The sequence below is a fragment of the Bartonella sp. CL266QHHD genome (genome assembly GCF_042195355.1).
Classification (GTDB): domain Bacteria; phylum Pseudomonadota; class Alphaproteobacteria; order Rhizobiales; family Rhizobiaceae; genus Bartonella.
This window is the reverse complement of record NZ_JBHIOD010000033.1, coordinates 269,776-282,942: the sequence shown is the minus strand read 5'-3', so window position 1 is coordinate 282,942 and position 13,167 is coordinate 269,776. Positions and strand designations below refer to the sequence as shown.

1 protein-coding gene and 3 pseudogenes are annotated in these 13,167 nt (G+C 38.8%); all 4 read right to left on the bottom strand.

Features of this window, described 5'->3' with window-relative positions; translation table 11 throughout:
* Nucleotides 1–3,849 (bottom strand): annotated as a pseudogene (locus ACFIK7_RS03740) (hypothetical protein); the annotation flags it as partial.
* 171 nt (nucleotides 3,850–4,020) lie between these two features.
* A pseudogene (locus ACFIK7_RS09830) lies at nucleotides 4,021–5,043 on the bottom strand (hypothetical protein); the annotation flags it as partial.
* Nucleotides 5,044–6,576: 1,533 nt separating this feature from the next.
* Nucleotides 6,577–6,834, bottom strand: a pseudogene (locus ACFIK7_RS03730) (hypothetical protein); the annotation flags it as partial.
* 401 nt (nucleotides 6,835–7,235) lie between these two features.
* Nucleotides 7,236–13,118 (bottom strand): YadA-like family protein, encoded by a 5,883-nt coding sequence (locus ACFIK7_RS03725; RefSeq protein WP_375662954.1) that lies wholly within the window; start codon nucleotides 13,116–13,118, stop codon nucleotides 7,236–7,238.
* Nucleotides 13,119–13,167 lie beyond the last annotated feature (49 nt).

The following is a 13,167-nucleotide window of genomic DNA, read 5'->3' as shown; positions in this document are numbered from 1 at the left end:
GAAGTAACGTAGGTTGGATACTGCTAAACCAACGGCGGCTGCTTGCCTTGCCTCTTTCCGTACGCTCTTAATATCATAACTTAAAATATTAAACTTCATATCTGTATATCGGTCAGACCGATCAACAGCATCATCAATGGCATTAATAACAATATTATCCACCCGACTATCCGTATATTTTTTTGCATCATCGAGAACAATTTTCATCTGTTGCTGAGTGTAATCATGCAGTTGACCACCATTCACAGCTTCTTTCGAGTCCTTCTCAATACGGCCATCCGCAACATTATCAATTAAAACAGGTTCACTGGAATCTCCACCCTCTAAAGTGATCCTATTGGTTTTGTTTCCTTCTCCATCTTTATCATAGTTAACTGCGCCATCAGAAAGATTATTAACCGTGTTCTCAATATTATCAACTCTGTCTTCAATATTGAAAACCGTTTCACCAATATTCGTAACCGTAGTGGAAATATTGTCGACTCTGTTTTCAATATGCTTAATATCTTTTTCAACGCCAGTGATACGTTCGTTGGTCTCCCAAAGCTGTCCGCCATTGACTGCATCTTTTGACCCTTCTACAATTTTACCATCTGCTACATTGATAATCTTACTTGGTTGACCATCATGGCTAGCGTCATAAGCTTTTTTCTGCTCATTCCAATTTAAACCATTGGACGAGACATTGTTTTCAACATTTTGAATGCGGTCGTTTATCTTAGACATACTCTCACTCACGCCGTCAAAAGCACTGGCAACGTTATGATAATTCTTCTTTTCACCAGAGCTACCGTCAGCCTTGAATTGTGCTATCTTGAAAGTAGGAGCAGTCCATTCTCCATTATTATAGCCAGCGCCACCACCAAAATACGCAGCCAATTGGTTGCTCATAAGATAAAGTTGCGAACCATTTATAGCATCGGTTGAATTTTCAGTAATATCTCCATTGGCAAGAAACTTAATTTTGCTATTGGTTCTTCCCTCTCCATGCTGTGCTACAAATGCCTGCTCATCACCGTTCCACAACAAGGCGTCCCCTTTAACTTCTTGAGTAATATTCGTGATTTTTTCATTGACATCGTTTACCACATTCGTCAGATGCGTATTCACACTCTTCACATTTGCATCAAGACCTGTCAAAGCTGAGCCAACATCATGATAATTGGCTTTTGCCACCTGACCATCTTCAACAATAACAGATAAACTATATTTTGGTCCTTTAAAGGCACCATTTTCGAATGAGGCATCACCACCAAAATAATTTGCTATATCTCCAGATATTTTATTAATTTGATTCCCATTGATTGCATCATGCGATCCTTGCGCAATTATGCCATCTTTAACATTATGGAGAGCAACAGGGTCTTGGTTATCTACCCCACCTAAAGTTACGCTACCATAATTAATGGCACCATTTTCTTTATCGTAGAGAACTGCAGCAGCTCTTGTGAGATTAATATCATTAGAAATCATCTCTATACTTTTATCAAGCTGGGCTTTGTTAACAGCTTCATCACTCCACTCTGCAGCTTTTACACCGGAAATTGTACGAGCATCACCAGATTCGTTTGCAACATTGATTTCTATACCACCTGTTGACTCACCAATGGTGATAGCACCTTCATTCTCTTCCTGCTTAACGAGGCTATTTTTTGTCGCATTCGTAATCTGATTTTGAATATTCGTGATAGAAGCATCAACAGCATTAAAAGTAGATTCAAAACCATTATGTGGCTTACCCTGAATAGTGTAAGTGGGAGACTTACCGTTAGATACATCTGCACCACCACCAAAATATTGAGATGTATTTTGAGAAATTTTTTCTAGATTATTCGTAACAGTGGTAACATTCTGATTAGTAACAAAAAGTTGTGAACCATTTACCGCATCGGTTGAATTAGCAGAAATGTCTCCATTGGCAAGAAACTTAATTTTGCTATTGGTTCTTCCCTCTCAAAGCTGTGCTACAATTGCCTGCTCATCACCGTTCCACAACAAGGCGTCCCCTTTAACTTCTTGAGTAATATTCGTGATTTTTTCATTAACATCGTTTACCACATTCGTCAGATGCGTATTCACACTCTTCACATTTGCATCAAGACCTGTCAAAGCTGACCCAACGTCATAATAGTTGGCTTTTGCCATCTGACCATCTGTATCAATAACAGATAAACTATATTTTGGTCCTTTAAAGGTACCATTCTTGAATGACGCACCACCACCAAAATAATTTGCTATATCTCCAGATATTTTATTAATTTGGTTCCCATTGATTGCATCATGCGATCCTTGCGCAATTATGCCATCTTTAACATTATGAAGAGCAACAGGGTCTTGGTTATCTACCCCACCTAAAGTTACGCTACCATAATTAATGGCACCGTTTTCTTTATCGTAGAGAACTGCAGCAGCACTTGTGAGATTAATATCATTAGAAATCATCTCTATACTTTTATCAAGCTGGGCTTTGTTAACAGCTTCATTAGCATTTACAGCTGCCTTCACACCAGAAATCGTCCTATCGTTGCCTGCATTATTTGCAACATTGATTTCTATACCACCTGTTGCCTTACCTATGGTGATAGTACCTTCATTCTCTTCTTGTTTAACGAGGCTGTTTTTTGTCGCATTTGTAATCTGATTTTGAATATTCGTGATAGAAGCATCAACAGCATTAAAAGTAGATTCAAAACCATTGTGTGGCTTACCCTGAATAGTGTAAGTGGGAGCCTTACCGTTAGATACATCTGCACCACCACCAAAATATTGAGATGTATTTTGAGAAATTTTTGCTAGATTATTCGTAACAGTGGTAACATTCTGATTAGTAACAAAAAGTTGTGAACCATTTACCGCATCGGTTGAATTAGCAGAAATGTCTCCATTGGCAAGAAATTTAATTTTGCTATTTTCTTTGTCTGCTCCATGCTGTGCTACAAATGCCTGCTCATTATTACTCCACAACAGAGAATCTTTAGAGACACCATCAATTTTCTGAGTAAACTCATTGGCTACATGTGTTAAGCGGCTATTCACATTGTTGATATTGTCATCAAGCCCTGTCAAAGCATCACCAACATTATTATGGTCCTTAGTTATTGCTACACCATCTTCAGAAATTTGCGATAAATGATAGTGCGGACCAAACAAAATACCTTCGCTAAATTCCGCATCACCACCAAAAATGACTGCTACATCTCGGGATATTTTTTCAATCTGGCTACCATTAATTGCATCATGCGATCCTTGCGCAATCATGCCATCTTTAACATTATGGAGAGCAACCGGTGCCGTAGTCTTATCACCACCTAAAGACACACTATTATAATTAACGGCTCCATCTGCTTTTTTATCGTAGAGAACTGCAAAAGCACCCACTTTCTGAATATTGAACACCTCTTCACCAAGATCAGTAACCGTAGCTGATATGTTAGTAACCTTATCGTTAATATGGATAATATCCTTTTCAGCACCTGCAACACGATCATTCGTCTTCCAAAGCTGACTACCATTGATTGCATCATGCGAATTTTCAATAATTTTCCCATCTTTAACATTACGGAGAGCAACCGGTGCTGTAGTCTTATCACCACCTAAAGACACACTATTATAATTAACGGCTCCATCTGCTTTTTTATCGTAGAGAACTGCAAAAGCACCCACTTTCTGAATATTGAACACCTCTTCACCAAGATCAGTAACCGTAGCTGATATGTTAGTAACCTTATCGTTAATATGGATAATATCCTTTTCAGCACCTGCAACACGATCATTCGTCTTCCAAAGCTGACTACCATTGATTGCATCATGCGAATTTTCAATAATTTTCCCATCTTTAACATTACGGAGAGCAACCGGTGCTGTAGTCTTATCACCACCTAAAGACACACTATTATAATTAACGGCTCCATCTGCTTTTTTATCGTAGAGAACTGCAAAAGCACCCACTTTCTGAATATTGAACACCTCTTCACCAAGATCAGTAACCGTAGCTGATATGTTAGTAACCTTATCGTTAATATGGATAATATCCTTTTCAGCACCTGCAACACGATCATTCGTCTTCCAAAGCTGACTACCATTGATTGCATCATGCGAATTTTCAATAATTTTCCCATCTTTAACATTACGGAGAGCAACCGGTGCTGTAGTCTTATCACCACCTAAAGACACACTATTATAATTAACGGCTCCATCTGCTTTTTTATCGTAGAGAACTGCAAAAGCACTTCCCTCTTCAATGTTATTAATACTGTTACTAATATCTGCTATACGCCCATCCAGTTGTTCTTTATTAACAGCGTCATTAGCATTTACAGCTGCCTTCACACCGGAAATTATCCTATTTTCACCAGATTTGTTTGCAACATTGATTTCAGTGCCACCTGTTGACTCACCAATGGTGATAGCACTTTCATTTTCCTCCTGCTTAACGAGGCTGTTTTTTGCCACATTCGCAATCTGATTTTGTATATTCGTGATAGAAGTATCAACAGCATTAAAAGTAGATTCAAAACCATTATGTGGTTTGCCCTGAATAGTGTAACTGGGCGCCTTACCGTTAAATACATCCGCTCCACCACCAAAATATTGTGATATATTATGAGTTACACCTTCAACTGTATTCTCAATCTTCCCTAACTGCGCAAAATTCACTGCATCCTCAGGTTCTTCCCCAGCTGCCACTCCTGTAATCTTTTTATTACCAGCATCAATACCATCCACAGTTATACCAGCCCCATTAGCAAACAGAATGCCATCATCACTTATAGAGCTTCTTCCAGCGGTAACTCGTTCCACTTTAATATTCTCAGCTAGATCAAATTTTACATTATTGTCTTCCTCACCTTTTATAATCGTAAGGTTGCCACTTGCCGCTGACAAATCTACAGTATCTTTTATACCAACGGCTTTAGCATTTTCACCCCCAACAGACAAACTCCAACCTTGATCTACGTATTTTTGTAATGATTTTAACTGCGCAACATTCACAGCATCAGTATTATAAGTACCAGCTGCCACCCCCTCAAGCTGGCGCGCCATCTTCTCTTTATCATTACCAATAGTCGCTATACCTGCATTACCTACCCATACATGACTATCATCACCTGATAAACCTTTAGTGAAAGGATCATAACCGGCCATGCCAAAACCTGAGACAGTCCCAGAACCGTCCCCAAGAATAACCTTTCCATACGCCCGCGTTTCAGGCCCAGACCCTATAGCAACAGTTTCATCACCATCAGCCCTCACTCGTAAAGAATAAGCATTTACGAATGCATCTCTATTATCATCTTGGTTATTATATCCGGCATCTATCGCGATATTACCTAGTCCTAAAGCGTGCGCTGTAGAGTCTATAGCTACACTTTTCCCCTTTTCCGTATATTCCTCTGGATCTAAAATAACAGCGCCACCCACTGTAAAGATATTTTGCGCATCTTTCCATACAGACCTTCCGTCGACTGTTAAAACATTTATGGTAGAATTATCCCCCCCCATACCACTTGTATAATCATTATAAGCAGAAAGAGTACTTTGCGGATAAACCACGGCAGCATTCTTCACATTTTCAAGAGATGCTTTTGTTAAATCGAGATTTGCTGAAAAAACAGGAGAAGCATTCGATAAAAACAATGCCACCGCAGTTCCTAACGAAGCTACTTTAAACAATGATGATCGATGATGTGAACGAGAAAAACTCAAATCACGCAGATTTTGTGTAGTATATAATTTTTTCATAATACCCCCTTCATAATAATAGATTAAAAACACAAAAAAGGTATGCTCTAGAACTCTAAAGCTTTCTTATTTCCTTTGCGTGTTCCTGCTTTTACAGCGTGTTTTAGGTCATAAATAAAATTAAGACATAAGCTGTTGTTTCTACAGCGTCTTTAGAAGGGTAATTAGGGGAAGGTTCGTGAAAATCAATTTGAGGAAGGTAAAAAAATACTTAATATTAGAATAGATTTCATTTTTCTACCAAAGGTTGTGTGTCGTTTTTAGCTTTGATCTCTTTGAAAGAGGTATAATTTTTGTTGTGCCTATTGATCATCCGCTAGGCATCAGTTTATTTTTCGTAAATAAGATTTTTTATTTCATTAGAGGATTTATGAAAGCTTTTTACTAAAATGCCCCATCTATATCCTTACTAATGGTAATGTGTCTCGTTGCTGTATCCTGTTTTACAAAAATACTCACTGCTACTTGTTCTTTTATTCCCTTCAGTTGTGAAAAATTCATTGCACTATCTAGCACCCATATCTTTAGCTGCCTCACCAGAAATAGACAGTTTCCACCCTTTTTTTCTTACGACTTCTTCTAAATCTTGCAACTGTCTCAGGTTCACTGCATCGGCAGATTTGCTATCAGCTGCTACGCCTATAATTTGTCGCGTTATGTTCTTACTAGGAACACCAATACTTACTGAAACTTTCGTACTTTTCCATTGAGATTAGGTGTTTTTAGCCAGTCCTTGCAGAACAGACGTATCCCCAAAACGCCAGCAGCTCTACCAGACACAGAGTTGTTCCCGATAGCTCTCCCATCAACCATCACTTTCTTTAGAATAGGAACCTAAAGCGATACTTCCACCCCCTTTTGCTTTTGAATAGAAGCCCATAGAAATAGCTTATTGAGCAAATGCATATGCACGGAGTGACCAAGAGCAATCGAACCATATTCTAAAGCTTTAGAAACAGCTCCTACTACTGTTGAATAATCACTCTTCGAAAGAGTATAATCATTTTCCCCGTGTTCGCTCTTCTTATTATATTCACCACCTACTGCGACACTGCTTTTCTCTAAAGCATGAGCCATATTGCCTACAGCAACGCTCCATTCTTTTTCCGTTTGCGCTCCACTACCCTAAAGCAATACTTGTGTTTGGAGTACATTGCATATCCTGTAGATCGTTGCATTATAAAGCATACGTTTAAAACTATACGAAAATAAAAGCTAAAACTGTCTTCTTTTAATAAAGGGTATATTCGTATTTACATTGCTTGAAGCATTTTAATAAATCAAAATAATAGCAATCAATTTTTTGAATCTTTACCACTAAGCTCTTTTATTCTCAACAAAAGTTGTAATAAGCTTTTTATATTCGGATTTTATATAATTACGGGAGTTTTATACATTTAGAATAGCTTTAGAGAGTTCTGGAAGAAAGTAAAAAATTTGCCCTTTTCTTAAATAAGAAAAAGGCAAATCAATTTTATGGATTTAGTCGTTTATTAGTTGAGTATCACATTAACCCCTGTACTTATACCCCAGTGACCTCCAGAAGTGGTAATTGACAAGTTGGAACCAATATCACCGTTCTCTGAAGTATAACCTGCACCAAAAGCAAAAGCAGATTGACTACGCCATAAACCACTACCAAATGCGATTGTTAATTTTCCAGGAATATCACTATAGCGTAAACCAGCTACTGCTAAACCAACAGCTGCTGCTTGTCTTGCCTCTTTTCGAACATCCTCAACAGCATAACTTAATGTCGAAAACTTCATATCCGTATACGAATTAGCCTCACTAACTCCATCTTTTACAAGATGAGAAACTTTCTCATCCGTATACTTATTGGCACTTTCAAGCACAAAATCCATCTTATCTTTTAATTGACCGCCATTAACCGCTTCTTTCGAATCCTTTTCAATCTTTCCATCGGCTACATTGGCTATTAATACTGGAGAACTGTCATCTCCACCAACTAAGCTAACTTTATTGGCCTTTTTGCCCGTTTTTTCATCTTTATCGTATTGTACAGATCCCTCCGTAACTTTATTTTCAATATCCTTGACCTGATCTGTAATCATCTGCTGAGTTTCCCAAAGCTGTCCTCCATTCACAGCTTCTTTTGAATCTCTGTCTACCTTGCCATCCTCTACATTGATAATCTTACTTGGACTCTTAACACCCTGAGCATCAACATGAGATGCATCATAGCTTCCTTTTTCTTCATTCCAATTCAGACTATTCGAAGAGGTACCCTTTTCAACTTCTTTTATACGATCATTGATAGTGCTCATGCTGTCATTAACAACATCAAATGCTTCAGAGACATTATTACGCTCCTCTTTATCACCTTTCGTACCATCCTTATTAAAGACCTGAACAGTGAATTTTGGTCCTTGCCAGTTTCCTTCCTTATCATAACCAGCTCCTCCACCAAAATATGAGGCAAATGTCTGTTGAAGTGTATAAATCTGACCACCATTAATCGCATCCGTCGAATCTTCTGATATCTTTCCTTTCGCAAGGAACGTGATCTTGCTGTTTTCCTTGTTACCTTCTTTCTCATGCTGTGCTACAAACGCACCTGCATCATCACTCCACAACAACGCATTTTGCTCAATGTTGTCTGAAATCTCATTATGAAGATTCTTGAAAACCTTATTTACACCGGCAAACGCGGCTGCAATGCTATCATAATTCTCCTCTTCAAAGCTTCCATCTTCTTGGAAAGTCATTATCTTGAAACCTGGAAGCGCCCAGCCATCACCATCATACTTAGCATCACCACCAAAATACTTTGCTAGCGACTGATTCAGATCATAAATCTGTCCGCCATTAACCGCATCACTCGAGCCTGATACTATAGAGCCAGCCGCAAGTGATGTGATCTTGCTTGCTTTTCTGTCATCACCTTTCCCATGCAGAGCGACAAAAGCTTTGTCACCATCGCTCCAAGATAAAGAATCTTGTGCAACTCCCTCTGAGACCTCCTTAATGCGAGCGTTCACATTCTTGATATTGTCATCAAGTCCTTTAAAGGCAGAACCAACATCGGTATGCGGTTTATCTGTTACTTCGCCACCTTTATCAATACTGGATAAATTATAAGTTGGCCCTTTAAAAGCACCACCCTTAAATTCAGCATCTCCACCCAACAATTTTGCTATATCCATTGAAAGAATGTGAACCTGTCCTCCATTGATAACATCCGTTGAGTTTTCCGCAATCGATCCGGCGGCTACATTATGGAGCGCAACAGGTGTAGCATCCTTCCCTTTCCCAAAAGTTACATTTGTATAATCAGTTTGATTATCTGTTGTTTTATCGTAAAGAACAACAGAAGAACTATCAGACAGAAGGGTATCAGAAAGATCCTTCAAACCTTTATCAAATTGTTCTTTGTTCACAGCTTCATTGGCTTTTTCTGCTGCCTTCACACCAGAAAGGGTTCGATCCTTACCACTCTTGTTTGCGATATTGATTTCACTACCTTCTACTCCTTTACCAATGTTGATAACATCTTCATTTTTCGTAACAAGCAAATTACTGATTACATCGCTGATCGCAGTTTGAACCTTTGTGAAAAGTTTACCCACACCTGAAAATGCATCTGATACATTCTTATAGCTTGATTCAGCTTCAGTGCCATCATCATTGATAATTTTGAGCTTAAAATCAGGAACTTTCAATTCCCCATCCTTATATTCAGCGTCATCAGAAAAATATTTTGCAACCTTATCGCCCAGTGAATAAAGTTGAGAACCATTTACGGCATCCATCGATTCTTTCGTAATATCTCCTACAGCAAGCGATGTGATTTTACTTGCCTTTCTGTCATCACCTTCCCCATGCAGGGCAACAAAAGCTTTGTCAGCATCGCTCCAAGATAAAGAATCTTGTGCAACTCCTTCTGAGACTTCCTTAATGCGAGCATTCACATTCTTGATATTGTCATCAAGTCCTTTAAAGGCAGAACCAACATCGGTATGCGGTTTATCTGTTACAACACCTTTTTCATCAATATTCGATAATTTATACTCTGGTACTTTAAAGTTTTTGCCATCAAAGGATACATCTCCACCTAAAATTTTTGATAAATCCTCAGTGATTGCATGAAGCTGATCGCCATTAATCGCATCACTCGAAGCTGATATTATAGAACCAGCGGCAAGTGATGTGATCTTGCTGTTTTCCTTTTCTCCATCTTTTTCCCCATGCTTGGCTACAAAGGATTGTTCTTTACCATCCCACAACAGAGCATCGCCTTGGACAGATTCTTTGATATTCGTGACTTTGTCATTAAAATCATTAACGATGTTCTGCACATTCTTATTCACACTCTGGAAATTCTTATCAATTCCGTCAAAGGCTTCCGCTACATTATTGTAGGTTTTTTCTTCAACTTCAATTTCATTGCTCTCTAAGTTGAAAACTTTGAGTTTGAAGGTTGGTTTGTTCAATACGCCATTCTCATACGTAGCATCGCCGCCAAAATATTCTGCAACTTTGTTGCCCAGTGCATAAAGCTGGGAACCTGTTATAGTTTCGTGCGAATCTTTCTCTACCTTACCATCAGCGACATTAACAATCTTGCTCGCATCCTTCTCACCATGAGCAGCATTGTAGGCACCATCATCACCTACACTGCCATCCCAATTTAAACTATTCGAAGAGAGGTCATTTTCAAATTCCTTTATACGAGCATTCACATTCTTGATATTATCATCAAGTCCTTTAAAGGCAGAACCAACATCGGTATGAGATTTATCTGTTACTTCACCTTTTTTATCAATACTCGATAATTTATACCCTGGTACTTTAAAGTTTTTTCCATCAAAGGATACATCTCCTCCTAAAATTTTTGATAAATCCCCAGTAATTGTATGAAGCTGACCACCATTAACGGCATCTGTCGAATTTGTGCTAAGATCTCCACCCGCAAGACCTGTTATTTTTTTACCTGCAGCATCAATACCATCCGCTATTACTTTGGGGCCATTTTCAATAGTTAAGCCCGTTTTATCTAAAGTGACGTCTTTTAATTTTACACTGTTCAATGTGACATCTTGTGCCAAATCAAATGTTATTTTTTTGTCTTTACTGTCTGTTGTATCACTATTTTTAATCTCAAAGTTTTTGCTTCCAGAAACCAAATTTAATATATCACCCGGCTGAAAGCTTGAAACAACCTTATCATTAAGAGAAAGTGTCCACCCTTGTGCTACAAATTCCCTTAATTTTTTCAGCTGCGCAATGTTGACGGCATCAGTGTCTGCATAACCCGCTGCCACACCTGTAAGCTGTCGTGTTATCTTATTCGGAGTATCACCAATACTAAAAGCTCCTTGAGTGCTCTTCCATATCACACCATCATCCGTTGACTGGCTCCCTATGGAAGGATCATAGCCAACTGTGGACACCGAGTTACGAGAAACAGATTTATAACCCACAGCAACACCACCCTCAGGAAGTACTTGTACATTTGATCCTAATGCCATACTATTTTTAGCTGTTGCAGCTGAAAGTCCACCTAATGCAATACTATTTTCACCAGATGCATTTGCAAAACCACCTAATGCGATACTATTTTCACCAGATACATTTGCAGAACCACCTAATGCAATACCATTATCGGCAGTTGCACTTGAAAGCTTACCTATAGCAATACTTTCTTGCCCACCTTTTCCCTCACTGGCAGCAATTGTAATGCTCTCCGTTTCGGCATGCCATTTAAAAACACTATCATCGGCAGCTTTTTTAATCTCATTGTGAAGATTTACATAAGACTTACCCACACCTTCAAAGGCTTTTGCTACATTTGGAAAACTTTCTTCTTCAATCTCATTCGTCTCAGGATTTAAAGTTTTAATTTTGAACTCTGGATTATCCCATTGACCATTCGTAAATTTAACACCACCGCCTAAATATCCAGCTATATGGGTAGCTACAACATTCAACTGACTACCATTTACCGCCTCTTGTGAATCTGCACTAAGATCACCAGATGTAACACCCGTTACCTTTTTATTTCCAGCATCAATACCACCGGTGGTTATTTTCGGACCATCAGTAACTACTAAGCCCGTGGCATCGAAGGTATTTGTACCTGCCTTTACGCTCTCCAGTGTGATGTCCTTTGCTAAATCAAATTTTACTTTATTGTCATCTTCGCCCTTTGTAATATTTAGGTTGCTACTTCCAGCGGAAAAATCTACCGCGCTATCCATAAGAACAGTTGTAGCATTTTTATCTCCAACAGAGAATTTCCAACCATTTTGTCTTACAACTTGTTCTAAGTCCTGCAACTGTCTAAGGTTCACTGCATCGGTAACATTAGAACCAGCTGCTACGCCTGTAATTTGTCTGGTTATACCCTTACTATAATCACCAACACTAACTGAGCCCCGCGTACTTTTCCATTGTGTCTCGTTCTTTGTTGCGGGACCCTGCAACAAAGGAGTGTAGCCAAACTCACCAGCAGCCCTATCGGATATAGAATCGCTTCCTAGAGCAACCCCCCCTGCCACCTTCACCTGCGTTTTAAAGCCTAAAGCTGTACCGGACTCCTCCTCTACCCGTACAAAACGACCAACAGCAACCGCATCATTCTTTAGTGCCACTATATCTGCACCAACAGCAACGGATCCACCTCTATGGATCTCCGATTTAGAACCTATGACAACAGATGCCGCTAGCTTTTGGTCTCCTTCAGCTAATACCGCCTTCGCTTTATAACCAATAACAACACTGTCCGTGGTCTTCGCATCAACGCCTTCACCAAAAATGACATTACTTTCCGATACATCACTCTGTACTTCTCCACTACGTGTCATGCTTGCAATGGGATCTTTTCGCGAGAAATCAGATGCATCAATAGTCACTGTATCCTGTCCACTTTGAGTGAAAGATCGAGTTACAGAGCTACTGTCCATAAAAAACTGTGGATCGACGATAAAGTTCTTATATTGGTCTTCTGAAATTAATGTGTTTTTTGATAACTTATTGCCATCGATTTTTAAAGTATTCGCAATAGAATTATCATCACCTACCCCAGTAAGGGTTAAATTTTTGTAGCCGCTTAAAGCATTAACTTGTGATGTCAGTGCTGTATTCAACGTTCTTATATAATTATTTTTTGATCCATTGAAAGAACCTAAATTACTTCTAGATTCATCGTAAACAGAGATAACACTTTGTGGATATATCCCAGTAGTGTTCCTTATGTTTGCAGAAATTTCTTCTCCTGAATCAAGATCATTCGAAAAAACAGGGGAAATACTGGCTAAAAGTGCCGCTATTGAAGTCAAGGATAGGACTTTAATAAAAGGAAAACGAGAAAATTTTAAATTGCTCCCTGCTAATTTTGTATATAATTTTTTCATAATGAACTCCCCAATGAAAGAAATAACTATAAACACAAAAAAGACACAT

What these genes read in the sequence shown, in the direction of transcription:
- ACFIK7_RS03725 (WP_375662954.1), bottom strand. Translation starts at nt 13,118, where the DNA reads ATGAAAAAATTATATACAAAATTAGCAGGGAGCAATTTAAAATTTTCT.